30 protein-coding genes are annotated in these 22,812 nt (G+C 40.2%); 6 read left to right on the plus strand and 24 right to left on the minus strand.

Going from position 1 to position 22,812, the window contains the following annotated elements; genetic code table 11:
* Positions 1 to 51: 51 nt before the first annotated feature.
* The 16 genes from BUW93_RS08055 to BUW93_RS08120 all read right to left on the minus strand — a co-directional run bounded on the left by BUW93_RS08055 (position 52) and on the right by BUW93_RS08120 (position 10,832).
* A complete protein-coding gene (locus BUW93_RS08055; RefSeq protein ID WP_081210933.1) occupies positions 52 to 513 on the minus strand; it encodes a VOC family protein in 462 nt (153 codons plus the stop codon).
* 105 nt (positions 514 to 618) lie between these two features.
* Positions 619 to 879: a hypothetical protein gene (locus tag BUW93_RS08060; protein WP_081210935.1), complete on the minus strand. Its 261-nt coding sequence runs from the start codon at positions 877 to 879 to the stop codon at positions 619 to 621.
* Between the two features lie 62 nt (positions 880 to 941).
* Complete coding sequence (locus BUW93_RS08065; protein ID WP_081210937.1) at positions 942 to 1,907, minus strand: leucine-rich repeat domain-containing protein; 966 nt, start codon at positions 1,905 to 1,907, stop codon at positions 942 to 944.
* A 283-nt stretch (positions 1,908 to 2,190) separates the two neighbouring features.
* Positions 2,191 to 3,012: a DUF5694 domain-containing protein gene (locus BUW93_RS08070; protein ID WP_198537000.1), complete on the minus strand. Its 822-nt coding sequence runs from the start codon at positions 3,010 to 3,012 to the stop codon at positions 2,191 to 2,193.
* A gap of 149 nt (positions 3,013 to 3,161) precedes the next feature.
* Entirely contained in the window at positions 3,162 to 3,947 is a 786-nt protein-coding gene (locus BUW93_RS08075) for a hypothetical protein (protein WP_157893299.1), read from the minus strand.
* 154 nt (positions 3,948 to 4,101) lie between these two features.
* Positions 4,102 to 4,506 carry a TIR domain-containing protein gene (locus BUW93_RS08080; protein ID WP_198537001.1) on the minus strand — a complete coding sequence of 135 codons (405 nt, stop codon included), beginning with the start codon at positions 4,504 to 4,506 and terminating at the stop codon, positions 4,102 to 4,104.
* On the minus strand, positions 4,493 to 4,681 hold the full coding sequence (locus BUW93_RS15035) for a TIR domain-containing protein (RefSeq protein ID WP_198537002.1): 189 nt from the start codon (positions 4,679 to 4,681) through the stop codon (positions 4,493 to 4,495). The genes BUW93_RS08080 and BUW93_RS15035 overlap by 14 nt, the downstream gene beginning before the upstream one ends.
* A gap of 3 nt (positions 4,682 to 4,684) precedes the next feature.
* Positions 4,685 to 5,086: a hypothetical protein gene (locus tag BUW93_RS08085; RefSeq protein WP_081210943.1), complete on the minus strand. Its 402-nt coding sequence runs from the start codon at positions 5,084 to 5,086 to the stop codon at positions 4,685 to 4,687.
* Positions 5,087 to 5,088: 2 nt separating this feature from the next.
* The gene (locus BUW93_RS08090) at positions 5,089 to 5,631 is read right to left on the minus strand and encodes a toll/interleukin-1 receptor domain-containing protein (protein ID WP_081210945.1); all 543 of its coding nucleotides are present in this window, start codon (positions 5,629 to 5,631) and stop codon (positions 5,089 to 5,091) included.
* Positions 5,632 to 5,776: 145 nt separating this feature from the next.
* Complete coding sequence (locus BUW93_RS08095; RefSeq protein ID WP_081210947.1) at positions 5,777 to 6,556, minus strand: Abi-alpha family protein; 780 nt, start codon at positions 6,554 to 6,556, stop codon at positions 5,777 to 5,779.
* 303 nt (positions 6,557 to 6,859) lie between these two features.
* On the minus strand, positions 6,860 to 7,090 hold the full coding sequence (locus BUW93_RS08100; RefSeq protein WP_081210949.1) for a hypothetical protein: 231 nt from the start codon (positions 7,088 to 7,090) through the stop codon (positions 6,860 to 6,862).
* Positions 7,091 to 7,178: 88 nt separating this feature from the next.
* A complete protein-coding gene (locus tag BUW93_RS08105; RefSeq protein ID WP_081210951.1) occupies positions 7,179 to 8,003 on the minus strand; it encodes a GIN domain-containing protein in 825 nt (274 codons plus the stop codon).
* 56 nt (positions 8,004 to 8,059) lie between these two features.
* On the minus strand, positions 8,060 to 8,212 hold the full coding sequence (locus tag BUW93_RS14915) for a hypothetical protein (protein WP_157893300.1): 153 nt from the start codon (positions 8,210 to 8,212) through the stop codon (positions 8,060 to 8,062).
* A gap of 19 nt (positions 8,213 to 8,231) precedes the next feature.
* Positions 8,232 to 9,968 carry a PspC domain-containing protein gene (locus BUW93_RS08110; RefSeq protein WP_081210953.1) on the minus strand — a complete coding sequence of 579 codons (1,737 nt, stop codon included), beginning with the start codon at positions 9,966 to 9,968 and terminating at the stop codon, positions 8,232 to 8,234.
* Positions 9,961 to 10,305 carry a PadR family transcriptional regulator gene (locus BUW93_RS08115; protein ID WP_081210955.1) on the minus strand — a complete coding sequence of 115 codons (345 nt, stop codon included), beginning with the start codon at positions 10,303 to 10,305 and terminating at the stop codon, positions 9,961 to 9,963. Before BUW93_RS08115 ends, BUW93_RS08110 begins: the two co-directional genes overlap by 8 nt.
* On the minus strand, positions 10,302 to 10,832 hold the full coding sequence (locus BUW93_RS08120; protein WP_081210957.1) for a DUF4870 domain-containing protein: 531 nt from the start codon (positions 10,830 to 10,832) through the stop codon (positions 10,302 to 10,304). Before BUW93_RS08120 ends, BUW93_RS08115 begins: the two co-directional genes overlap by 4 nt.
* 141 nt (positions 10,833 to 10,973) lie before the next feature.
* Here BUW93_RS08120 and BUW93_RS08125 point away from each other — a divergent pair, with 141 nt between their 5' ends.
* The 3 genes from BUW93_RS08125 to BUW93_RS08135 all read left to right on the plus strand — a co-directional run bounded on the left by BUW93_RS08125 (position 10,974) and on the right by BUW93_RS08135 (position 12,588).
* On the plus strand, positions 10,974 to 11,429 hold the full coding sequence (locus BUW93_RS08125) for a DUF4442 domain-containing protein (protein WP_081210959.1): 456 nt from the start codon (positions 10,974 to 10,976) through the stop codon (positions 11,427 to 11,429).
* Between the two features lie 29 nt (positions 11,430 to 11,458).
* Complete coding sequence (locus BUW93_RS08130) at positions 11,459 to 12,259, plus strand: TIGR00266 family protein (RefSeq protein WP_081210961.1); 801 nt, start codon at positions 11,459 to 11,461, stop codon at positions 12,257 to 12,259.
* A 131-nt stretch (positions 12,260 to 12,390) separates the two neighbouring features.
* Complete coding sequence (locus BUW93_RS08135) at positions 12,391 to 12,588, plus strand: hypothetical protein (protein WP_081210963.1); 198 nt, start codon at positions 12,391 to 12,393, stop codon at positions 12,586 to 12,588.
* Between the two features lie 73 nt (positions 12,589 to 12,661).
* On the opposite strand, the gene BUW93_RS08140 is transcribed toward BUW93_RS08135, so the two are convergent.
* The 7 genes from BUW93_RS08140 to BUW93_RS08170 form a co-directional block, all read right to left on the minus strand.
* On the minus strand, positions 12,662 to 13,621 hold the full coding sequence (locus tag BUW93_RS08140; RefSeq protein WP_081210965.1) for a LysR substrate-binding domain-containing protein: 960 nt from the start codon (positions 13,619 to 13,621) through the stop codon (positions 12,662 to 12,664).
* A gap of 81 nt (positions 13,622 to 13,702) precedes the next feature.
* Positions 13,703 to 15,031, minus strand: coding sequence for a DUF58 domain-containing protein (locus BUW93_RS08145; protein WP_198537004.1), 1,329 nt, complete (start codon positions 15,029 to 15,031; stop codon positions 13,703 to 13,705).
* A 3-nt stretch (positions 15,032 to 15,034) separates the two neighbouring features.
* Positions 15,035 to 16,036: an AAA family ATPase gene (locus BUW93_RS08150; protein ID WP_081210969.1), complete on the minus strand. Its 1,002-nt coding sequence runs from the start codon at positions 16,034 to 16,036 to the stop codon at positions 15,035 to 15,037.
* Entirely contained in the window at positions 16,011 to 17,216 is a 1,206-nt protein-coding gene (locus BUW93_RS08155) for a DUF4350 domain-containing protein (RefSeq protein WP_081210971.1), read from the minus strand. The genes BUW93_RS08150 and BUW93_RS08155 overlap by 26 nt, the downstream gene beginning before the upstream one ends.
* Entirely contained in the window at positions 17,209 to 17,949 is a 741-nt protein-coding gene (locus BUW93_RS08160) for a DUF4129 domain-containing protein (protein WP_081210973.1), read from the minus strand. Before BUW93_RS08160 ends, BUW93_RS08155 begins: the two co-directional genes overlap by 8 nt.
* On the minus strand, positions 17,949 to 18,806 hold the full coding sequence (locus tag BUW93_RS08165) for a hypothetical protein (RefSeq protein WP_081210975.1): 858 nt from the start codon (positions 18,804 to 18,806) through the stop codon (positions 17,949 to 17,951). Before BUW93_RS08165 ends, BUW93_RS08160 begins: the two co-directional genes overlap by 1 nt.
* Positions 18,781 to 19,767 (minus strand): stage II sporulation protein M, encoded by a 987-nt coding sequence (locus tag BUW93_RS08170; RefSeq protein WP_081210977.1) that lies wholly within the window; start codon positions 19,765 to 19,767, stop codon positions 18,781 to 18,783. Before BUW93_RS08170 ends, BUW93_RS08165 begins: the two co-directional genes overlap by 26 nt.
* Before the next feature lie 34 nt (positions 19,768 to 19,801).
* Here BUW93_RS08170 and BUW93_RS08175 point away from each other — a divergent pair, with 34 nt between their 5' ends.
* Positions 19,802 to 20,515 (plus strand): RDD family protein, encoded by a 714-nt coding sequence (locus BUW93_RS08175; RefSeq protein ID WP_081210979.1) that lies wholly within the window; start codon positions 19,802 to 19,804, stop codon positions 20,513 to 20,515.
* 2 nt (positions 20,516 to 20,517) lie between these two features.
* Here BUW93_RS08175 and BUW93_RS08180 read toward each other — a convergent pair whose 3' ends face one another.
* Positions 20,518 to 21,273, minus strand: a complete 756-nt coding sequence (locus tag BUW93_RS08180; protein WP_081210981.1) for a peptidylprolyl isomerase — start codon at positions 21,271 to 21,273, stop codon at positions 20,518 to 20,520.
* Here BUW93_RS08180 and BUW93_RS08185 point away from each other — a divergent pair.
* Positions 21,272 to 21,913: an NUDIX hydrolase gene (locus BUW93_RS08185; RefSeq protein WP_081210983.1), complete on the plus strand. Its 642-nt coding sequence runs from the start codon at positions 21,272 to 21,274 to the stop codon at positions 21,911 to 21,913. The genes BUW93_RS08180 and BUW93_RS08185 overlap by 2 nt on opposite strands.
* Before the next feature lie 76 nt (positions 21,914 to 21,989).
* Entirely contained in the window at positions 21,990 to 22,793 is an 804-nt protein-coding gene (locus tag BUW93_RS08190) for a lysophospholipid acyltransferase family protein (RefSeq protein ID WP_081210985.1), read from the plus strand.
* The last annotated feature ends 19 nt before the right edge of the window (positions 22,794 to 22,812 follow it).

A 22,812-nucleotide genomic window follows, 5' to 3' on the forward strand; every position in this document is an offset into this window, starting at 1 on the left:
TTCAAAGTTTTCGCTGTAAGCTGGCATAGCTTTCACCGCATGTAAGGCACATCATTTAGTGGTTTTTAAGTCCATTGCTGTAAAAACGCTATCTACGGGTTCCCAGAGCTCAATTTTGTTGCCTTCGTGGTCCATGATGTGCACAAATTTCCCGTAATCAAAAGTCTCGATCTCATCGAGAATGCTCACCCCGTTTGCTTCCAATTTCTTCACCAGGCCTTCGAGGTTCTGCACCCGGTAATTGATCATAAATTCCTTTTTTGAAGGCTTAAAATGTTCGCTGCCTCTTTTAGACGGACTCCATTGCAGGTAGTTGATCTCCTCGGGGCGGTTAGCATTCCTGAACTCAAAGCTGGAACTCCATTGATTTACCTCCAGTCCCAGGTTCTCGGCATACCATTCGCGGCTGGCTACGGGATCGTCGCTAAAGAAAAAGATACCTCCCAAACCGGTTACTTTTGGGGTAGTGTCTTTTTGATTATTATTTTTGGGTTGTTTGTCTTCTGCTGCCATAGTTTCTGTTTTTTCCGGGCCTTAATTAGGCGAAAATTAAGCTGAATAAAGGGAAGATAAGGAAAAGTTTTTTCATTGGTAGACTAGAGGTGGTTACCTGAAAATTCAGAAATTGGTTTTATATATAAAAACAGCTGTAATTATAAACAGGATCCCGATGGCATTGATAAGCCAGGGATTTTTTAAAAGCCACTGCAGTATAGCATCTATTCCCAGGAATGTTAGCGTGATCCCGAAACTCAGGAAAAGTGCGATTACAGAATAATCCCAGGCTTCCCCGCTTAAGCCTGAAGTTAGAAAACCGTATAGCTCGTAGAGAAAAAAACCAACAGCGGCTATGTTTAGGATGGTGGGGTTATAGCTCATTAAGGGCCCATTACGGGAGTTTATCTGTGAAGAGTTTCGGGCAGCCGTATTTTTTCATATTTTCAGTCGAAGCTACACGCTGTGGTTACTATGGTGTTTTCTCCAACTAATGTTGAAATTTGTTCCCATTCCGTTGGATTATCATCAATGCAAATATAGTCTACGTAAGCTAAGTACGGGTTTATTCCTCCATCCCCAATCTCATCTGCTTTAAAAGTTTCTAAAACAGAAGAATTTTTTAGGATTAATCTGCTTATCCTATTTTCCCCAATATTAAGCCATTTTAAATTTTCCAGACAATGGAAATCAAAGGTGTCTGGTTCACCCCCTTCTAAATAGAACATGTCCAGCACTTCTAATGACGGAATTTGACAGAAATCAATTCTTAAAAAACTATTCGTCATATTTAATTTTTTCAGATTTGAACAAGCTTCAAAATTTACTGTAACAAAGGGATCTTTATCAGTATAAAAGTCCATTGACCTATTTGATGAAAGATCAACCTCAAGTAGTTTATTTAAGCCTGAGCAATTTATATTGTCGTAATACTCTGTGGCCAGACCGCTTATTTGTAAATACTCTAATTTTCTTAAGCTTGTAAGGTCATAGCTTAGATTCCCGGTATTTAAAACTTCACGTTCATAAATGTATCCTCCCGGGCCCTGTATGTTTAAATATTTAAGGTTTGAAAAATGCTCAATACCAGTTATATCAGCAAAGCTTATAGGGGTTTCATATTTAAACTGAAGTATTAATGCTTCAATAGCGTTTGCTTCCTTTTTTTCAATTTTACCGTCTCCGTTTAAATCGGTATTTCTATCACCTATTCCATCTCCATCGGTGTCTACGCAATTTGTATTAAATAATACCTCTCTAAAATTGTCATCAGCAATTATGATTTCGCTTCCTTTTGAGTTTTGACCTTTAAGATCATAAACTTCTATCTCATCATATTTCTCTGTACTGCAGGACTGGTTTAATAAAAACGATAAGCTTATTATCGATAAAATTTTGATTGAATTTTTCATAGGTGCTTGGTTGCCCCAAAGGCTTGTTGGTTAGTATCTTAAAGTAAATTATTAATTAAAATAGAATTATTTACCTAAAAGCTGAAAAATTAGATAAAAGGCTTCTTTTTACCTTTAAAGGCATATTTGAAGCGCTTAATTGCTGTAAAAATCACCTCCAGGGTCACGATGTTCATGGAGTAGAGGAGACGGGCTTGCAGACTTAGCCCGGTTTGCTGTTGCAGTTAATTATTTTCTTTAAAATTCAACCGGGTATTTGCGGTTGGCCGACTTAACTGTAGTGCTATTGCAAAAACTTATTCGTATTCATTAATTCAAACTCCGGAGAACTTTCAAATAATAAGTTGAGGATGTTCAAATGTCCCGAGCCGTATATGACAAGGATCTTATCTTCTTTATGGAAATCGATGCGCTGTATGTTTCTAAAGATTTTCAGGTTTCTGTTAAACCAACGCCCTGTTTCGAAATGCACCCCTAAGAAATCTCTTTCTTTGCTTTCGTATTTAAACGGACCCACTAAATAATTTCCCAGGCTCTTTTTAATATGCTCCGGATTATTTAATCTTATTAATTCAGGAAGTATTCCTTCTTCTTTAAAAATAGTTCGCGGATTGTATTTTTTAGAAGCCTCAACATCTCTCTGATAATATTCTTCAAATTTCTTTTTTCCTATGCTGTCCCGGCCCGATAAAACCTGATCTACCTCTGGGTTGAAGTCTCCCCACTCATCTACACAATAGAGTTTTTTAATCCCTCGCTCTTTTGCTAATCTAAATCCAATTTGTTGCCGTTCATCTCGCTTTAGCTCATGTTCTCCATTTAGATAAGCGGTGTATAAGGAATCGATTATGTGTTGCTTTGAGGCCTGACACTCGATTATAATTATGCTGGGTTTAAATTTTTCCAGGCTTTGAACTATCTCTTTTATTTCGTCCTGATACTTTGGTTTAAGAACATCAATTTGATTGGATTTTGCTGTTTTAACGAAATCATTATTGGGGAAATTAAAATGAAAAGTTCCCAGCGTAAGTACTTGTGTTGGGGTGTCCTGGGCCTGTAATGCTAGCGTAAACACCAGTAAAAAAGAGAGTAGGTAGCATCTCATTATTGTTTTTTAATAATGACAGCTGCTTGTGTGAAGTGTTACACTTAAACAGGCTTTTGCAGTGGGAAAATCTGGACTGACTTATGATGAGAATTTTGGGTCAAAAATGGGATAAATGATTTGGGAGCTAGCTTAGGTCTTTGTTAGCTCTAGTTAATGAAACGTTTCATCATTTCATACTCGGTTTTTGCCATATTTACTATCAATGAATATCCATTAGGTATTGTTTCACTTTCATTGAAAAGTTTTTCAAGGTTTTTTATTGCAATCTTAGACTTTTCCAAGTTACTTTTTGAAAGCCAATACTCACTAAGATATAGATAACCATAAAGCTTTTCTACATCTTCTTTTTCAGAATTAATAAGTTTCTTTATTAATGGTTTAACCTCTTTGTCGTTCTCAAAATTATCATCAAAGAGGTACATTCCGATAAGGGAGTAACCATTTTTCCTTCTATTTTCTTCCTCTGCCTCTTTAGAATACAGATCCTTTCTATAAACCAATTTGCCATCTTTAATAGCATACCATCTATAAATCGAATTGTTTGGGGCTACTTCTTTTTCGAAAACTCTGGATTTACTATTAAAGTTCGTTCCTAAAACTAAAATGTCTCCAATTTTTGATTTTGGCATAAAAGCAAATGCTAGTCTGGCATCAGGTGATCTCTTCTGATTAATTATAGTTAATACTTTTTCATCGGGCGTAACACTATAATATGCTTTTTTAAGAATAGAATACATTTCATCATCTGTCAACTGTTTGTACAAATCAGTCATATAAAAAGCATCAGCAAATGTGTGATGTACGAAATAAAATATGTCAATTCCAAGTTGATTCTCTTCGAATGTTTTTCCACTTTCAAATTTTATTTTATTCTGAGCTGAAGTTGCAAAACCGGATAATAGAATTGATAGTAATAGTAAAGTTCTTTTCATTTTTGTCATTAATTAGAGCTAACGGTTAGTATATGAAAAGTAGGCGATTAAGATGCACGGAACTATCGGTAAAACACAAAGTTTGATATGAGACAAAAGCCTTAATTTTATTACTATTTCGCCTAATTTTTATATACATTGTTAGCCACTGGCTTTATTTTGTCCAACTTGAAAAATTGTTATAACCGTTATCTTTAATCCAACAATACGTCTTGTAATCTTTGGATAATTTAAACGATTTTCCCCATTTCGATTGGTCTGGTTTAGATTTCAGTTTATAAGCGTCATAGTCTCCGAAATATATCCATTTACCGTTCTTGTATTCAATTGGATGCAATTTAGTGCCATCTTCGCTATATTGATAACCTAGATAGTCAAACGGGTTGCTACCGTAATTTTTTGTGAATTGGTCCTTACCTTTGATTTTGTTAATATGAACACCAAAAAGATGGTTTCCTGCTGCAACACTTTTGATAATTTCATATTTAACCCATCTTCTCTTAAACGTCTCACTTCCAATTAGAACACAAGTGTTTGAAGTGTTCTTAATTGAACCCATTAATTAATCTTTTAAGTGCTGTTGGACTATCTTTTTTGGCTTTCTCCCATACAGATGCATCGAAAAAGCCTGCGTCTTCCCTGTCTTTTTTTAGCAACCAATGATTTCTAACTGTATTTGCTCGAAAATCTATTACATCTTGATAGTGAAAACTGAAAAATATTCTTTTTGTCATAAATTAGTTGATTATGAACATCACAACTAGCGTTATTGCTATGAGTGTTCCATAAAAAATTATTTGAGTGATTGAAAATGTACTTGCAAGCCAACTATTCTTATTGTTGTCGGTAATAGTAGCATTCATATCAAAATCAATTTCATCTTCTTGTTTTTGTCTTATGATGTTATATAAGTCCCTGTATTTCCTTTCTTGGGACAAATAGTAACCATCTAATAGCCAAAAAAGTGGTGTAGAAATGTATGTAATTAGTACATAGTCAATATTTGTGTCTTTAGCTGCGAATGCGAAGAGAGCCGCAACAAGAGTTACAGACCATCCGCGAAGCAAAAAAGAATTAACATTCATCCTAGTTATCACTAGTTGAATAAACTCGAGATGCTTGATTTTTTTATCTTCCATTTTTAACTCTTTAACCAAGACCCAAGGCCTTTTAAATCACCATTTGGATATTTTACATAGAACGTATTTGGTGTTGAATCGCTTTCATAGATGTATGGGTAAATCTGCAAATATTCCGCACCACTATAGTCAGTGTAATTGTTCTTTACGGGAAGCACAGCAATATGCTCTACGTATTTTTGCGCATCTCCGTGTCCTAATTCCCAATTGCACCATTTTGAACTTATCGCACCTTCCGTTGCTAAAAAAACAAACTTTCTGTTTTCTTTAATTTTTTGTTTGATTCGATTCGCTGTTACTCCACTAGTTGTTCTAGGCATTCCATCATCTAACCAATCCACATAAACTTCAACGCCAAATCTTTTTAAGAAACTTATTGCGCCATCCAACTCTTCAGTCTCATCGTGTTTATGAGAGAGGAAAATGGTCACTTTAGAATAACGGCTTTCCCCCTTAAATTCTCTTAGGCTTTCATTTATTGTCTTGCTATAGTATCGAGTACTATTTCTGTATCCTGTCAGTCTTGATTTAGATATTATGCTCATATTTTTTCAGCTTGTGGCTAACGGTTTGCATATGAAAAGTTGCGGGTTATAATGCGCGGAATTGTCCGCCGCAACTTTTGCTTTTTTAAAGTAAACAATTTCGAGCAAACACAGGCGAAGCAATTTTTTATATGCGTTGTTGTAGCTAGTTTTTTTCTTCTTTTGGATCAGGTTCTCTATACTCCAAGTTGTAATATTCTTTTGGTGTTCCTTTGAACCCTTTAGATTTTACATATAAGGCAATTGCGAAAGGACTTGGTTCAAGTTGTGCTTTTAATTCCTTGTCTCCAAACGCAAAACCACTAGCGTGTCCTACCAAACCTCCTCCATTTAACAATTCAGAACTTGCCATATTGTCAAACTCTGTGTCAATTTTATGTAAATCTTCATCTCCGATAATTCTATGAATTTGATCTAGTTCTAAATCAATATGCTCAGCAAAAATGAAACCGTTTTTATCTACTTCCATTTGACAATTTTCACAGATATAATTTAAGATTTTTGCTTGATTAGAAGTTAGATTTTTTAAGGTATTTACAAATAATAAATTAATATCATCTCCATCATTTTTATCGCAAGAAGAAGCAATCAAACCAGCCCACATTTCTTGCAGGGTTTCATCATCACACCACGAGCCGTTCTCCATTATTTCTTTTACTACTCTTGGATGTGCAGAAAGAGTTAATCTTTCACTTTCAAAATCCATTTTACCTTCGCTCTTTTGAATTATTTTTATGATATTATTCAAACGCCAATACCTTACTTTATCCTGAAACATTAGTCCTAATTCTTCTGCTGCTGGCAGACAAATTCTACTCAAAACTGATTGAGCCGCTTCAAAACTTTTCTCTACACTAATTTTTATGGCTTCTCCGTAAGGTGCAATTCCAAGTAAATCCACACTATTTTTATTTTCTTCTTTCATTTTTTTTAAATTAGCTACAACTTGTTATACTCTCTAGATTTCTACTTATCAATCATACTACATCCGGAATAAATTCTATATTCCTATTTAATTTAATCGATAAGGTATTTCAAGAGATTGCAAAAAGGTAGGGTACTGCTAATTTAATAAAAATTTCAGAAAATATTAAGAATTGTGCTACGAGGTGTGAGTAACTTTAAGCAGGAGGCTAGGGGTAGGCAAAAAAAAGAGGAAAACAAAAACCTGTACTTTTAGGTTCCTGTTTTCCTCTTAACAGCTATAGACGGGTGTCCATAGCTTGATTTAATCGTCGATCTTGACCTTTTTCTTTACCTCGCCGTCATCATCGGTCTTGATCTTGATCTTCTTGTCGTCGGTCTTTACTTTTATCTTTTCATCTTTCACTTTCACCTTGGCATCTTCTTCTTCCATGAGTTCTTCCATCTCCGATTTTTCTTCTTCCTGTTCCCGGCAGGAGACCAGGGAAAGCGTAAGGGCCATAAATAAAAGCCCGGTTTTAAACAGATGTTTCATAGTATTAAAGTTTTGGTTTGCAGGATAAATGTAAGAAAATAGCAGGGGCGCAGGAGCAATTTTAAGTTTTCTTAAAGAAAATCAAGGCTTATTGTTCCTTTTTCTTCAGCTCTGCCTTCTCGGTAAATTCCACAAGCTCGATCGCGGGATTACCGTAAACCTCGATTTGGCTGCGGTCTTTTGCAGTGAGTTTCAGAGTGCCGGTTACCTGGACTTCATTCTTTGAGCGGCCCTCGGCGGTAACCACAGCATTCTCTGCGGTGAGCTTACTGCCGTTAAATTTGGTGGAATGCTCGCTGCGAAGTTCGAATTCCCCGGTTTCTCCCTCTATTTTCGCGCTGGCTTTTTCATATAGATCTGCCTTAAAGATGGGCGAATAGACAAGAGCTTCCAGGTCGCTGGAGTTATTGAGCTGAAAATAGGTGTTACTCGCGTTAAGGTTGAGTTCGGTTTTGCTATCGTCATTTTTATAAAGCTTAAAATCTCTTGCGGTTAAAGTGAGCCAGGCTTTAGCTTTTCCGTTTATATGCACTTCTACATCCTGTAAATACAGGTCTTCATCAGAATATAAGTCTACATTATCGGTGATTAGAATTCGTTCCAGGTCCTGGGGAAAAGTGAGTATTATTTCGAAGGACTTACTGCTTTTTACCGGTTTCCGGCTTTTTATAAATAGGGTATTATCTACGATATCTGTTTGGATGAGGCTGTGCAGGTTATCATCGGCCTCCACTTCCATATGAGCGCGATCCCCTTTTTTAAGCCCCACTTCAAAATCTCCCTGAATTTCCACAGCGGTGAATTCTTTTAGATTAGTTCGCTCGGTGGTGACATTTCGGCTGCCCTTTACCTTTTGAGATCCACAGGAATATAGGCTGCCCAGCACAAGAAATAATAGGAGTAGTTTTTTCATTTTATCAGATTGAGTTATAACAAATATAAAAAAAGCCTCCCGGCTGGGAGGCTATCTTAACATTTGTAAACTTTTGAATCGGTTTGGGGAGTCTCACATTCTGCTGAGATCTCCGTTCGATCGGGTAGGGGCGGATCGGTTGCTACTTCCTGCTGAAAGCCAAGTGCGGCTAACAGCATATTGATTAAAATATTGATCAGGGTAGTCATCGTTCCTGGTTTTTAATTATTAGGAGATAGTGATCGTACCGTCACCAACTTTGATCGTTTTTTTGATCCTGTAGGTTCTGGCCTGGCTGCTATCCTGTTCCATCCGTGCATTAAAGTCGTCGGCTTCATCCCATTCGTCGCTGCTTTCCATATTCTCTTCGGAATCATCTTCAGGGAAAACATCATCGGTATCCTCAAATTCGGACATAGGGCAATCGAGACAGATGCTCCCATCTTCGGTTACTTCTACATAATGGCCTTCTTCCCCACGGTTAAGGATATCTCCCCAATGAAAGGAAGAGATATTATCATCGGCAAAAAGTATGCTTCCTTCAGGCAGGAAAAGCGTTAATCTCACTTCCTGGTCCCGGTATTTATTTTCTGAAGGCGTTGTGAAATAAGAGTCCAAAAGCAATTCATTGCCGGTAAAGCTGGTGCCATAATCAATATTACGGGCACGATCGCGGGCCTCTACATAATCTTTTCCTTCCGCAGAGCGAACGATCTCTAACCTGGCAACAGAATCCCTGGTGGAATTTATGCTAAGTCTCACATCAGAACTATACAATACCTTTTGGTCATTTTCATCGTATTTGATCTTGAAATCACTTTTTCTGTGAGCATAAGACGAATAATTAGGGTTATTTCTCATCCTAAGGTATAGGGTATCCTGTGGGGTGATGTCCAGGGTTTCGGTGTTCACCTGCTCCCCGTCGAAAGCGCGGTGGGTAGCCTGTTGCACGCCAATAGTGATGAGGCCGATTACCGAAAGTAGCCACAGCCCGAGCAGTACCAGTTTTGCAGTGGTTCCTATAGATTTCAGTCTTTTTACCAGGATCTTCAGCCCGAGGGTAAAGAGGAAGAAAAACGGGATTCCTACCGCAAAAAAGCTTAGCAGGGAAAGCACCCAAAGGGGAGCCCCGCTGGTAGCCATTTCGATATAATCGCTCCAGGGAGCATCAAATAAACCAAAAGTACCCACGGTAAATAAACCTATAAACAGGGCTATTAAAGTGGCTCCGGCCACGAGCAGAAGCAATACTCCTACAAGTTTCACAAATACATTAATAAGGAACCTTATTACATCGCCAAGGGCGGTAGCAGCCGAACCGGCGCCTTCCCTGGCTCTGTTGCCATATTTATCATAGTCTATATCCTTTACCTTTCCGGTAACATTATCAAAACCCTCACGAATCTTTTTTTCGATGTTGCTTATGGTGACATCCTCCCCGCGCATGGCGAGTTTATCGGCTGTGGTCTTTGCTTCAGGCACAAAGATCCACAGCGCTAAATAGATAAGGACAAAAGCTCCGCTGGAAAAAATAGTAAGCAGGATCCACAGCAATCTTATCCAGATAGGCTCGATATTAAGGTAGTGCCCAAGTCCGGAAGATACCCCTCCCACATAAGAATGTTCGGTATCTCTGAAAAGCTGTTTTCCTTTAGAGCCAGTACTGGTTTTTGGTGCGGGTTCGTCGTCAAAGATCTCTTCGTCCAGCATATAATCTTCTGGTTGCCCCATGATGGCGATTACTTCTTCAACTTCTTTTATGCTAATTACCTGTCTATCGTTTTGAATCTTTTCTTTAAAAAGCTCAGCGATTCGGGCTTCTATATCGGCGATGATCTCGTCGCTGCCCTGGGTAGTAGTAAAAGAGCGTCTTATAGCATCCAGATAGTGCTGAAGCTTTGCATAGGCGTCTTCATCGATATGAAAGAAAATGCCTGCCAGATTTATATTTACGGTCTTATTCATGATTCTTGTTTTTTTGATTGGTTACAATACTTACTGCGGTTTGTAATTCGTCCCAGGTGGTGGTGAGCTCTTTTAAGAAAAGCCTCCCTGTTTCTGTGAGTCCGTAGTATTTACGCGGTGGTCCACTGCTGGATTCTTCCCAGCGGTAGGTGAGGAGTCCCGCGTTCTTTAACCTGGTAAGCAGGGGGTAGATAGTACCCTCTACTACCAGCAGTTTTGCGTCTTTCAAGGTGTCCAGGATCTCGGCTACATAGGCATCTTCGTCTTTTAAGACAGAGAGAATGCAGTATTCCAGAACCCCTTTGCGCATTTGCGCTTTGGTGTTTTCAATCTTCATAGCCTTTGGTTTTGAGTGTTGTTAAACTGTTCATTTTCTGATTGATGATTTGATGAATGATTATTGTTCGCTCCTAAAAAATTAATGCTAAGCGGGTATTTGTAAGTTTTACCTTCGCTGGCTTTGATGGCCGCCTGCACTACTGCAAAAATCTCCAGGATAAAAAGTCCCAACAGTAATGTGAGTACGCCCCCAAGGATTAATCCGAAAGGAAAAAGCCGGGCCAGTTCTCCCAGGTTAGAATCGTCTTTAAAAGGAAAGTGGGTACTCTCCAAACTTAATTGCATTCCGGTGAATACCATTCCTGCAATTCCTCCTAAAACTAATACTATAAAGTAAAGGAAGATGCTTATCTGGAAGTTAAGGGCTTGTTTCCCGTGATGGTCTATAAATTTATTTTCTTTCCTAATGAGCCATAGTACAAGTGGAAAGATAAAATTCCCCAATGGAATAAAATACTTGGTGAAGGCCGAAAGATGTAGCAAACTTGCCAGGGTTCTGTCTTCTTTTTTGATTGCTGAGTTCATAACCTATTAATTTATAATACAAATATATGTTTAAAAGAAGGTATTATGCAACACATAGTACCTAAATTTAACATTTAATTAAGAAAATACTGTCGGGGAGGTAAGGTTTAATTGAATAATTTAGGGAGAAAATAAAATCCTATGTCCTTTACACCCGGCAAACTCAATGTTTATTTAATGACCAAGCTCCCAAGCGCCTGGATAACAGGAGTGCGGGTAAAACATATAGATGCCGATTCCTGTAAGGTAGGGGTGAAGCACAGCTGGATAAATCAAAACCCCTTCAGGTCTATGTATTTCGCGGTACAGGCGATGGCGGCTGAGCTAAGCACCGGCGCCCTGGTTATGCAGCAGATAAAAGCCAGCAATCAGAGGATATCTATGTTGGTGGCCCAAAATAAAGCGGTCTTTACCAAGAAGGCTAAAGGCAAAATTATTTTCACCTGTGTAGACGGGCACCTGGTAAACCAGGCTATAGAAAACACTATCGCTACCGGGCAGGGGCAAACCTTCTGGATGAAATCTACCGGGCTGAACGAGACCGGGGAAGTAGTTTCAGAATTCGATTTTGAATGGACGGTGAAGCTTAAAACTTAGATCAGGATATTAACCAACAGGCATAAAAAATGAATGCACACGAAATAGATTACCAGATATTCGGGGAGGAGATGCAGTTTGTAGAACTGGAACTGGACCCCCGGGAGGCAGTTATCGCCGAGGCCGGGAATTTTATGATGATGGATCAGGAAATTCAAATGAATACCATCTTTGGCGATGGCTCAAAGCAGAATGAAGGTTTCCTCGGGAAGGTGCTTGGTGCCGGAAAACGCCTGCTTACCGGCGAGAGTTTGTTTATGACGATTTTCACGAATGAAGGCGCCGGAAAAAAGAAGGTGAGCTTTGCCTCTCCCTACCCGGGAAAGATCATTCCCATAGACCTTACCCGCTATAATGGTAAGTTTATTTGCCAGAAAGACGCTTTTTTGTGTGCGGCTAAGGGCGTCTCCATTGGTATTGAATTTAGTCGTAAACTGGGGCGCGGCTTTTTTGGAGGCGAAGGATTTATTATGCAGAAGGTAGAAGGCGATGGGATGGCATTTGTTCACGCGGGAGGCACTATGGCCAGAAAGGAATTACGCCCCGGAGAAAAACTCAAGGTAGATACCGGATGTATTATTGGTTTTACCCAAACTATACAATACGATATAGAATTTGTAGGAGGCATTAAGAATACCATTTTCGGCGGGGAAGGTTTATTCTTTGCAAGTCTTACGGGGCCGGGCACGGTCTATATACAAAGCCTTCCTTTCTCTCGCCTGGCCAACAGGGTTTTACAGGCTGCTCCGCAGGGAGGAGGAAAAGATAAGGGGGAAGGCAGTATCCTGGGTGGCCTGGGAGATGTCCTTGGAGGCGACAGAAGGTTTTAAGCCGGGAAATGAAGATTTTTTCTTAAACAATTCAAAATATTTTATTATATTTAGACAGTCTAAAAATCACCGCATATAGCAAATTTCTACGCTTTAATTAACCTATCTAATAACTTAAAACAGTTCAAATTATGGCGAGAGCGATGTTTGAATACACCAAAACTATACTTGACAAAGTTAGTTTTGACCCGGTGTTATTTTGCAAGGAAGTGAAAAAAGCCTTGCAGCGCCTTTTACCTCACGAGATTGAGGAGCTCAGAATCTGGATTGAAGCCTTAACCCGCAAAAATCCCGAATTGAATCAATGTTTAATCTATCTAAATCCATAAAAAAAAGCGGCTGAAAGGCCGCTTTTTCTTTTTAAAGACATTCTTAATCTTAAAGCTTAGGTGCAATTAGCTTCTAAGACTGCATTTCCTTTTTGTTGTTGCTTAGTGGACTTATAATCTTCACATTTTGAAAAGCAATGGCTCCCTTTACCACTCCGGCAATGGTGCTGCGCAGGGCTTCTATGATTTGCATCTTTAGTTCACTGCGATTGTAGATAAGACTTACTTCTCTCGCGGGAACAGGATCTACAAAGGATCTCAGGTTTTCCTTTTCCGCATCTTTCATATCCAGGGTATGAAGATAGGGAAGGAGCGTCATTCCCAATCCTTCATTGGCTAGTTTAATAAGGGTTTCAAAGCTTCCGCTTTCGAGCTGGAAATGATCGTCATCATAATTCCTGCTAGCCTTACACAGGTTAATAACCCCATCTTTAAAACAGTGCCCATCTTCCAGTAAAAGAATATCGTCAATGTCAAGTTCATCAACTTTAATCTTTGTCTCTTTATGCAATCTATGGGAAGGGGGGATATATCCCACAAAAGGCTCATAATAGAGCACGTTTTCTTTTATTCCGTTTAATTCCAAAGGGGTTGCTGCAATTGCGGCATCAAGATGACCTTCCCGAAGCCGCTCTATGATTGCCTGTGTGCTTAACTCCTCGATTTTTAATTTTACCTTAGGGTATTTCTTTATGAAATTACTGATGAACATTGGTAGTAAAGTAGGCATTATGGTAGGGATAACTCCCAACCTGAAGATTCCGCCAATATAACCTTTCTGCTGATCTACAATATCCTGGATCCTATCGCTTTCATTCACGATATTCCGCGCCTGGTGTACGATCTTCTTACCCGTTTCGGTAAGTTGAATGGGTTTTTTGGTTCTATCGAAGATCTGTACATCCAGTTCTTCTTCCAGTTTCTGGATTTGCATACTCAAGGTAGGCTGGGTAACAAACACCTTCTGTGCGGCCCGGGTAAAGTTCTTATGCTCGGCAACCGCCAGGACGTAATGTAATTGTGTTATTGTCATAGATATTCATTTTCAGTAGATGCAAATGTATAAGATTTTTCTATTAAGAAAAGAAAGATTTTTTATTTTCTATCAGGCTTATTATAACAAGCCCCGGGCTTTGATCTCCAGGTATTTGTTGATGGTATTGATGCTTAATTCTTCGGGTTTGCTTAGCACCGCCTGTATCCCGTGTTTCTGAAGTTCCATTAACATCAGTTTTTTGTTTTGTGCAAATTCTTCGGCCACTATTTGATGGGCCGCCACGTTGACATCGCCGGGCCTGGCTTCAATAAGTTCGTGCAAACTGGTATTTTCAAAAAGTATGACCACCAGCAAATGATTTTTTGCCAGGGCTTTCAGGGAAGCTAAACGCTTTTTCAATCCCGAAATATGTTCAAAATTGGTGTACAACATAAGCAAGCTGCGTTGGGGGAGTTGCTTTTTAAGGTGGGAATATAGAAGTCCGTAATCTGAATCAAAATAATTTGTCTCGATATTATAGAGGTGTTCCTGGATAAGGTTTAACTGGCTTATCCTGGAATTGGCTTTCAGCAGAAATTCTATTTTGTTCGAAAAACTAATCAATCCTACCTTGTCTTTTTTCTTCAGGGCGATATTGGAAAATGCCAGGCTGGCATTTATGGCGTAATCCAGCAGGCTAAGTCCGGAGAAGGGCATTTTCATAACTCTACCCGTATCAATCACCGAATATACCGGTTGGGAGCGTTCATCCTGAAACTGGTTTACCATCAGGTTGCCCTGTTTGGCTGTAGCCTTCCAGTTTATGGTTCTGGCATCGTCACCCCGAACATATTCCTTTATCTGCTCAAATTCCATAGTATGGCCTATACGGCGAATCTTTTTCAGGCCGGGACGCGAGATACGCTGGTCGGTGGCCAGGAAATCCAGGTTTCGCATTTGCAAAAAGGAGGGATACACCTTTACCATCTGATCTTTATTGAAGGTATCCCGTTTTTTTACCAGGCCCAGGGTTCCGGAGCTAAAAACATTCAGCCTTCCAAAATGGTATTCGCCACGGGCCACAGGTCGCACAAAATAATTAACTTCTTTTTCCTGGCCGGGATTCAGCTTAAAACGCATTAAGAAATCCCGCTTCTGAAACTGCACCGGCAGTTCATCAATTACTTCACAGCTTAGCCTGAAATTACGGGAATTCCGGATTTTCAGCTTAACTTCATTTTCATCTGAATTTGAGAATTTTCCCGGAAGTATCCTTTCCGCAGTAATTCCCTTATCCTTAAACAAAATACTTATATCTATAAGCACTAAAAAAAACATAAGGACCACAGCCATCCAGGTGACGGCATACAAAAACGGGATCCAGTAGGAAAACAGGAAGCCCATCGCGATCCCAAAAAGGAGCACGAAGAAACGCTGAGTGAGGTATAGGGATTTCAGAAATTTTATCACCTAACGTGGAATTTCAACCGAATGGCTTATCATTTCTATTACATCTTTCGGGCGCAGGCCTTCCATCTCGCGGTCGGGGCTAAGGATGAGACGGTGCGCTATAACGGGCTGCAGCATCTTCCTTATATCTTCCGGAATAACGAAATCTCTGCCGTTGATAGCAGCCATAGCCCTGGCACCATTCATAATAGCAATAGAGGCCCGGGGAGAAGCCCCCAGGTAAAGGTGCGGATGGTTACGGGTTTTACCAACTATCTGGGTTATATACTCCAGAAGCTTTTCTTCTATTTTGATCTCGTGAATCTGGTCTTTTATTTCTTCAAGACGGCCCGGTTCCAGAACGGCCTGGATATCGGTCTCGGGAAGCTTGCCTTTTCTTTGCTGGTGGCCTTTAAGGATGCTGAGTTCTTCTGCGGCGCTTGGATAATCTACTTCTATCTTAAAGAGAAACCGGTCCAGCTGAGCTTCGGGCAGGGCATAGGTGCCTTCCTGCTCTATGGGGTTTTGGGTTGCCAATACCATAAAAGGTGATTTCATAGCATACATTTTCCCGTCTATGGTCACCTGGCGTTCCTCCATCACTTCAAAAAGCGCGGCCTGGGTTTTTGCCGGGGCACGGTTAATCTCGTCAATAAGCACGATATTAGAAAAAATGGGGCCGGGTTTAAATTCAAATTCAGAGGTTTTCATATTTAAGACCGATGTTCCCAAAACATCGCTGGGCATAAGGTCTGGAGTAAATTGTATCCTGCTGAAACCTGTATTTAGCGTCCTGGCAAATAGCTTGGCGGTTAAGGTCTTGGCAATGCCCGGCACGCCTTCAATAAGTACATGACTATTGGTGAGTAGCGCTACGATAAGTAATTCTACAAATTCCTCCTGGCCCACGATAATCTTAGCAAGCTGGGATTTTAGACTTTCTACCGATTCCTTCAGGTCTTCCAGAGGAATGCGGCTGTCAAAATTTATTTCGTTGTTAGACGGGGTTTCCTGATTTTCCATTTTTTGGGTTTTTAAAGCTGGCAATGGCACGGGTGAGGTGCAGGAATTCTTCCTTGCTGATGTTTTGTTGTGCCCTAAGCTGTCTTATTTTGCTGAATAAATCTCTTGTTGCTGTTTCGTTATTTCCGCTTCTGGCCATTAGTTTTTGCTCAAATTCGGAGTCTAATTCCTGAGTGGACAGGCGGTACTGGCTGCGGATATAATCTAAAAATAACTCAATTTTTTTTATGGTCATTTCCCGGTAGCGATTTTGCTCCAGGTACAAATTACTGATGTTTCGGGTATACTCATAAGTTTTGTTCTCCAAAGCTTTTACAATAGGAATTGGCCTTTGGCGGCGTTTCCCCTGAAAAACAAGATAGAGTACGCTTGCCAGTAATACAAAATAATAGGCCCATTTCAGGGCTCTATTGGCCAGAAGGTAATACAGCGGCGAACTGTAAAAGCTTTTCCCCGATTTATAATAATTGTCCCACAATAAAGTTTCAGAGGGATCCAGGTAAGCTAGTACAGCCTCTGCATATTGATAGTTTTCCTGCTGTAACAGAAAATAGTTGCTGAAGGCTTCGGGCGTGGAATGCACGAATATTTGCCCTTTTCCGAAGCTGGTTTGCACAAAATTAGGCTTTTGTTCTAATGGTTCCTCTGCAAAGACCGCGGTTCCCAGTACATTATGTTCCAGAGAATCGGTTTTGGTAAAGATGAGGGCTTCAATGTCGAAATTAAGCTTTGGCATTTCCGCCTCATTTTTAAGTTTTAATCCCGGCCGACTTTTAAAATCGGTATTCCTTAGGTTGGTGCGGGCTTCAAGTTTAAGGGTGTCTAATAAGTTCTTTCCGATATATCCTGCCGAAACAAAAACTGTATTTCCGCGGCTTACCCAGGCCAGGACCTTGTTGAGTTCGTTATCGTCAAAAACCACATGATCATTCAGAAAGAAATAAATGCCGTCGGGCGGTTCCTCTTTAGCTAGAAACTCAAATGGAGGCTGGTTGATTTCTTTGATCTCCCGGGTGTTCTTCCAGCTTTCAAAGAAAGCAAAACTGCCAAGGGGAATCTTGTCTTTGCCCGAATAACTGGGGTTCATATTTAAAGGCTCGGGTTCGTTAGCTTCCAAAAAGCTTAGCGCCAGCACAAGTAGGAAGAAAAACGCGAATCCTATTTTCCAGCTTTTATGCATAGGTTCGGGTTTTTATCATTTTTTCACTCTCTAAAAAAGCTCTTTCTGCCAGGCTGAAATTCTCTTTGCTCACCTGGAAATCCCCATACCAGCTATACTCATATATGCGGGTTATTCTTTTAAACTGATGCCGGAGTGCTTCAGATTTTAACTCTCCTGAATAATCCTGATTGGTCTTATCGAAGCTGTATTCGATTATGCCTTGCTCATCCATTTTTCGAAGCGTTTCCAGGTAATGATACCTTATGGCCAACCGGTAGTTTTCTTCAGCCACCGCTTTTTTTATCAATTTGCTGATATCTTCAGACTTAATGATCTTTTCTTCTTCTGAATAAAATACCCGGGCATTTTTTCCCGCAGGAGCTGCAGCATAGGCCGGGTTAAGTTTTACAAAAAGCCAGGCTACCAGGAATAAAACCATTAATAGCAAAAGATAAGGGAGAATTGTTATAAAAAGATCCAGGATGCTTCCCGGTTCATAACTCCCGAAGAGCCAATCTATAAAAGCCTGGAATTTTTTATTGATCCAGCCTTTGAATTGTGTCCACCAGCCGGTAGAGGTTTCCCGCTCCAGGTAGCCGAAATCCCTGTCGTTTCTCCATTTTTCAAGAAGACCTTTCTCAAATTCGACCTTCTGAAAATTGGTGGGTTCCCGGCCAATACTATCTTCCTGCGGAAATGCTTTTCCGAAGAAAAAAAGAAATAATGCTATTACCGGGAGCAGTTTTTTCATCAGGAATTATTTCCGAGCTTATCGATGCGTTCATAGGTGCCGGTAAAGTTCTTTTTTTCATTTAAATGAAAATAAAGAAAGGCAACCCCAATGGGGATTATAGAATAAAAGATATACTGGACCAACGAAGAAACAATACTAAAAAGGATATACACCCAGTCTATCATCTCGCTCATATCTGCTGCCGAACCTTCGCTAACACTGGTAAAAGCCCTCACGAATGTGTAAATTATTAAGGGCAACTGAAAGATAAGGCTTATCACATAAATAATTATCCATATAAAAACCAGGGTCAAAAAACTCATCCACCAGTTATCTTTCACCAGCTTAAAACCTTCGGCAATGCTCTCGGTGATGCTTTGCTGTTTAAAAATGAGGGCGGCCATGGCGATACTAAGCGGAACGCTTACATATATTCCGGGGATTAAAAAGAGCATCATCCCGGCGAAGATAAAAATCCAGGAAATGATGTTAAGTCCGAACATTTTTCCCAGGTCATCTTTGGACCAGGCAGCAACTTCAGATTCTTTTATCTCTCCTTCATTTTCAATATAAGATTTTATCAGGTTAAAAACCGTGGCATATACCACCGAAAAATATAGGAGCAGGGTAAGGCCCAGAATTCCGAAGGAAATAAGGAAGCCTCCCGATAAAAATGCTTCAGTATTCAGCGGATCGCCAAGAGTACTATAGGAATAATAGCTTATTGCAGCAATAAGCAATAAAAATGCCGGGCCGGCTACTTTTAAAAGTAACCTGAAATAAGTCTTATAATTTTCTCTGAGGAATTTAAAGCTAATGCTTATAATTTCCCCCATTTCCCGTTGTTGTTTAAACTGAATTAGGTCGCGGTTCATCGTTGATTTTTATTTTTTTATAAAGATAGCCTGGGTAAAATACATAGTAAAAGAGGATAAGGGCCAATGAACCTGAAATAATCAGGATCGCCAGCCAGTCGGGCATTTGGGTAATTCGGGTAACAAAACCTTCCAGGAAGCCTGCTATGATAAAGAAAGGCAGGGTACTCACCACTATTTTGAGTCCGCTTTTTATACCTCGCGTAAAGGAGGCCAACCGGGTATAAGTGCCGGGAAAGAGCATGCTTTTCCCTAGCACCAGTCCTGCACAGCCGGCAATGACGATTACCGAAATCTCTATGGTGCCGTGTATCCAGATAGTCCTGGCCGATTCCCACAAGAGGCCCTGCTCGTAAAAAAAATACTGAAAGGAGCCCAGCATAATGGCATTTTGCATCATCACAAACACGGTTCCTATCCCGGCGAAAATTCCCAGTACAAATACCATAAATGCCACTCTGATATTATTTATAGTGATGCCCAGGAACATATCGGTTTGGGCCATTTTTTTATATACCGCCATGGGGTCGTTTTCGGCAATGTTTTGTAGCGTCATATTCACATATTCATCTCCCATGATGAACCTCACAAAGGCCGCATCTCCCGATGCGGAGAAAGCGCCAACCACCGCGAACAAAATGAAAATTAAAAAGCTTAGCAGGAGCTGTTTCTGGTGTTTATAGAATTCCAGCGGAAACTCCCGTGTAAAAAATTTGATTATCCGGCTACCGGGTTCCTTACGGCTATGGTAGATCCTGCGGTGTGCCGTGGCTGCCAATGCGTTGAGATAAGACGTGGTGTTGCTTTTGGGGTAAAATGTTTGTGCATAGCTCAAATCGTCGCTTACCTCAATATATAAAGCCGAAAGCTGATCGGGACTAAGCGAAGTTTTATTCTCAAGGAGGCTTTCAAACTTTAACCATTTATCCTTATTTTGCCTAACAAAGGCTGCCTCGCGCATAGTTTTGTTATTAAGACTCAAAGAAACATATTAAATGGATAATTTTCAAATTGAAACTGCTCAAAATATCAGTATTCGTCAAAATGTGGCGGGCATTGGGGATCGCATCCTGGCTTTTATCGTAGATAGTTTTATTTTAGGGTTTTACCTTATTTTTAGTTCCTTTATGATTGCAGGCACCGGCCTGGATGCTGCGGGCGAATTCGTTTATTATCTTATCCTGGGGGTGCCGCTTTTACTTTATTACCTGCTTTGGGAAAGCCTTTGGAATGGACAAACACCCGGAAAGAAAATCCTGAAGTTACGGGTGGTAAAGATGGATGGCTCCCGTCCCGATTTCTCTAATTTTGTGATTCGCTGGTTGTTGCGACTAATAGATATAAGCATAAGCAGTGGGGCGATTGCCGTGGTAAGTATTCTTCTTAACGGAAAAGGACAGCGTCTGGGCGATATTGCTGCTGGTACAACAGTGATTAGCGAAAAGAAACAAATTGGTCTTGAAAATAGCCTGGGAGTGGAGCTTCCTGAAGATTATCAGCCGCTTTATCCTCAGGTGAGTATGTTGAAAGATTCAGATATTCAGGAGGTAAAAAACCTTTACCGAAATGCTAAAATAAACGGGAATCATCAAATTATCATTATGCTCTCTAAAAAGTTATCCGATTTGCTGGATATAAATCCGCAGCAGCAACCCAGTGATTTTGTACAAAAGGTGATCTCAGATTATAATTATTATACGGGCCGCTAGGTTTATTCGATAATTTCTACATCTATTTCAATGTTATCAATTGGCCATTCAGATTGGCCTGTTTTTACTTTCGATATTTCATCGGCAACATCCATCCCTTTGGTAACGCGGCCAAAAACAGTATGCTCATTGTCCAGGTGGTGGGCGCCGTCGGATTTGGTGACTATAAAAAACTCAAAAGGAGAGGAAGCCTTGCTTACATTCTGCTCGCTGTATTTTGCTGCTGAAAAAGCGCCCCGAACATGCCAGTGTCCTGCTTCAAATTCATTGGGAATTAGATAAGATCCTATTTTACTCCTGTGGCGGGAGGTCTCCCTGTTATCTGAGTTTCCACCCTGAATGACAAAATTGGGAGCAACCCGGTAAATATAGGTATGATCGAAATACTTATCTTTTGTTAGCATGATGAAATTTGCACGGTGTAGAGGAGTATCCCTGTAAAGACTAACTTCAATATCCCCAAAATTGGTAATAATCCTGATGCGGGTTTCAGGGTTGTTTTCTCCATATTCTGTTAAAGTGGGAATCAATTCTTCCTGCTCAATAGGGAAATCTATACTGCTTACTCCTTCTTCTTCAGGGGCTTCTGTTTCGGCTTTTTTCTCCTGAAGGCGCATCAGGGAATCTACTTTGGTTTGCTTGTTTTTAAGGCTATCTGCAGTGGTTTCAGTATTATTTTTAGAAGAAGATTGCTTATCTTCACAACTGCTGAAGGTCAAAATAAAGACAAAGGATAAAACAGAAAGTTTTCGTATCATGGATTTTCAAGAGTTTAAAGACAGGATTCCAAAATTAAAAAAATTACCGCTTCCCGGCGAGGAAGCTCACTATAAATTGATCCCTGCCACCAGACTTGAAGAATTATCCTTACTGGACATCGAAAAAAGAAATCCTCTAAAAGCAGGGGTGATGGCGGTCTTTTACCCAGGAGAAGATGGGCATACCAGACTGGTGCTCATTTTACGCAAGACTTATCAGGGAGTGCACTCCAACCAGATAGGTTTTCCCGGTGGGAGGCAGGAAACCACAGATCGGGACCTGGTGCATACGGCGCTAAGAGAAACCGAGGAAGAGGTAGGAATCCCGCAATCTGAAATAGAAGTGGTTAAGACGCTAACCAAATTATATATCCCACCGAGTAATTTTTGGGTACATCCCTTTATAGGAATGCTGGAACACACTCCTGAAATGGTGCCTCAGGAAAGCGAAGTAGAAAAGATACTGGAGGTAAAGCTTGCACATTTTATGGATAAAAAATGTTTTGTGAATCAAACCTTGAGTACCAGTTATGCAAAAAACATTGAAGTACCTGCCTTTTTGCTGAACGACCAGATAGTTTGGGGTGCAACAGCAATGATGTTGAGTGAAATAAAGGTATTGCTACAAAAGCTGTTCTAAATACTGAATTATATTATATTTGTCCGGTTTTCCAAAGTATCCTTAGGCGTAACCTGGAAATTATAAAAGTAGCATTATGGGCTTGTTTAAAAGAAACCCTTTTGGGCATATTTTGTTCTTAAAAAAATGGCTTATTCGAATCTTCGGAGTGCTTAGCCATCAGCGCTACCAGGGCTTTAATCAGTTAAAGATCGAAGGTTCTGAGATTATAAAGGATCTTCCCGACACCAATGTGCTTTTTGTTTCCAATCATCAGACCTATTTCGCCGATGTTACCGCGATGTTTCACGTTTTTAACGCCAGTCTTAGCGGCCGGGTAGATACCATCAAAAACATAGGCTATATCTGGCAACCAAAACTTAACATCTACTATGTTGCGGCCAAAGAAACCATGCGCTCCGGGCTTTTGACCAGGATTATGGCTTATGCGGGTTCTGTAAGTGTAGAACGCACCTGGCGCCAAAAAGGAAAAGAAGTAGAACGCGAGGTCAATCCACACGATACCGAAAATATAGGAAAAGCCTTAAAGGATGGCTGGGTGATTACTTTTCCGCAGGGCACTACCAAACCTTTTAAACCCATTCGAAAAGGAACGGCGCATATTATAAAAAATCATAAACCTATCGTGATACCCATTGTGATAGATGGTTTTAGAAGGTCATTCGATAAAAAAGGATTGCGCATCAAAAAACGGGGAATTCTTCAATCTTTTGTGATTAAAGCTCCCCTGGAAATCGATTACGAGAACGAGACCATTGAAGAGATCGTAAGTAAGATTGAATATGCAATTGAACAGCATCCTTCTTTTCTGAAGGTAATCCCGGGTGAGGAAATTGAAGAAATGGAAAAGATGAACGAGAAGCGCCGCTGGGAATATTAGGCAAGTCTTCGCAGAAGAG

The organism is Salegentibacter sediminis (genome assembly GCF_002078605.1).
GTDB classification, from domain to species: Bacteria; Bacteroidota; Bacteroidia; order Flavobacteriales; family Flavobacteriaceae; genus Salegentibacter; species Salegentibacter sediminis.

Bases quoted from the DNA above. Each gene is read 5' to 3' on its own strand.
- BUW93_RS08055 (WP_081210933.1), bottom strand. From the start codon at position 513: ATGGCAGCAGAAGACAAACAACCCAAAAATAATAATCAAAAAGACACT.
- BUW93_RS08060 (WP_081210935.1), bottom strand. From the start codon at position 879: ATGAGCTATAACCCCACCATCCTAAACATAGCCGCTGTTGGTTTTTTT.
- BUW93_RS08065 (WP_081210937.1), bottom strand. From the start codon at position 1,907: ATGAAAAATTCAATCAAAATTTTATCGATAATAAGCTTATCGTTTTTA.
- BUW93_RS08070 (WP_198537000.1), bottom strand. From the start codon at position 3,012: ATGAGATGCTACCTACTCTCTTTTTTACTGGTGTTTACGCTAGCATTA.
- BUW93_RS08075 (WP_157893299.1), bottom strand. From the start codon at position 3,947: ATGAAAAGAACTTTACTATTACTATCAATTCTATTATCCGGTTTTGCA.
- BUW93_RS08080 (WP_198537001.1), bottom strand. From the start codon at position 4,506: ATGGGTTCAATTAAGAACACTTCAAACACTTGTGTTCTAATTGGAAGT.
- BUW93_RS15035 (WP_198537002.1), bottom strand. From the start codon at position 4,681: ATGACAAAAAGAATATTTTTCAGTTTTCACTATCAAGATGTAATAGAT.
- BUW93_RS08085 (WP_081210943.1), bottom strand. From the start codon at position 5,086: ATGGAAGATAAAAAAATCAAGCATCTCGAGTTTATTCAACTAGTGATA.
- BUW93_RS08090 (WP_081210945.1), bottom strand. From the start codon at position 5,631: ATGAGCATAATATCTAAATCAAGACTGACAGGATACAGAAATAGTACT.
- BUW93_RS08095 (WP_081210947.1), bottom strand. From the start codon at position 6,556: ATGAAAGAAGAAAATAAAAATAGTGTGGATTTACTTGGAATTGCACCT.
- BUW93_RS08100 (WP_081210949.1), bottom strand. From the start codon at position 7,090: ATGAAACATCTGTTTAAAACCGGGCTTTTATTTATGGCCCTTACGCTT.
- BUW93_RS08105 (WP_081210951.1), bottom strand. From the start codon at position 8,003: ATGAAAAAACTACTCCTATTATTTCTTGTGCTGGGCAGCCTATATTCC.
- BUW93_RS14915 (WP_157893300.1), bottom strand. From the start codon at position 8,212: ATGACTACCCTGATCAATATTTTAATCAATATGCTGTTAGCCGCACTT.
- BUW93_RS08110 (WP_081210953.1), bottom strand. From the start codon at position 9,968: ATGAATAAGACCGTAAATATAAATCTGGCAGGCATTTTCTTTCATATC.
- BUW93_RS08115 (WP_081210955.1), bottom strand. From the start codon at position 10,305: ATGAAGATTGAAAACACCAAAGCGCAAATGCGCAAAGGGGTTCTGGAA.
- BUW93_RS08120 (WP_081210957.1), bottom strand. From the start codon at position 10,832: ATGAACTCAGCAATCAAAAAAGAAGACAGAACCCTGGCAAGTTTGCTA.
- BUW93_RS08125 (WP_081210959.1), top strand. From the start codon at position 10,974: ATGTCCTTTACACCCGGCAAACTCAATGTTTATTTAATGACCAAGCTC.
- BUW93_RS08130 (WP_081210961.1), top strand. From the start codon at position 11,459: ATGAATGCACACGAAATAGATTACCAGATATTCGGGGAGGAGATGCAG.
- BUW93_RS08135 (WP_081210963.1), top strand. From the start codon at position 12,391: ATGGCGAGAGCGATGTTTGAATACACCAAAACTATACTTGACAAAGTT.
- BUW93_RS08140 (WP_081210965.1), bottom strand. From the start codon at position 13,621: ATGACAATAACACAATTACATTACGTCCTGGCGGTTGCCGAGCATAAG.
- BUW93_RS08150 (WP_081210969.1), bottom strand. From the start codon at position 16,036: ATGGAAAATCAGGAAACCCCGTCTAACAACGAAATAAATTTTGACAGC.
- BUW93_RS08155 (WP_081210971.1), bottom strand. From the start codon at position 17,216: ATGCATAAAAGCTGGAAAATAGGATTCGCGTTTTTCTTCCTACTTGTG.
- BUW93_RS08160 (WP_081210973.1), bottom strand. From the start codon at position 17,949: ATGAAAAAACTGCTCCCGGTAATAGCATTATTTCTTTTTTTCTTCGGA.
- BUW93_RS08165 (WP_081210975.1), bottom strand. From the start codon at position 18,806: ATGAACCGCGACCTAATTCAGTTTAAACAACAACGGGAAATGGGGGAA.
- BUW93_RS08170 (WP_081210977.1), bottom strand. From the start codon at position 19,767: ATGCGCGAGGCAGCCTTTGTTAGGCAAAATAAGGATAAATGGTTAAAG.
- BUW93_RS08175 (WP_081210979.1), top strand. From the start codon at position 19,802: ATGGATAATTTTCAAATTGAAACTGCTCAAAATATCAGTATTCGTCAA.
- BUW93_RS08185 (WP_081210983.1), top strand. From the start codon at position 21,272: ATGGATTTTCAAGAGTTTAAAGACAGGATTCCAAAATTAAAAAAATTA.
- BUW93_RS08180 (WP_081210981.1), bottom strand. From the start codon at position 21,273: ATGATACGAAAACTTTCTGTTTTATCCTTTGTCTTTATTTTGACCTTC.
- BUW93_RS08190 (WP_081210985.1), top strand. From the start codon at position 21,990: ATGGGCTTGTTTAAAAGAAACCCTTTTGGGCATATTTTGTTCTTAAAA.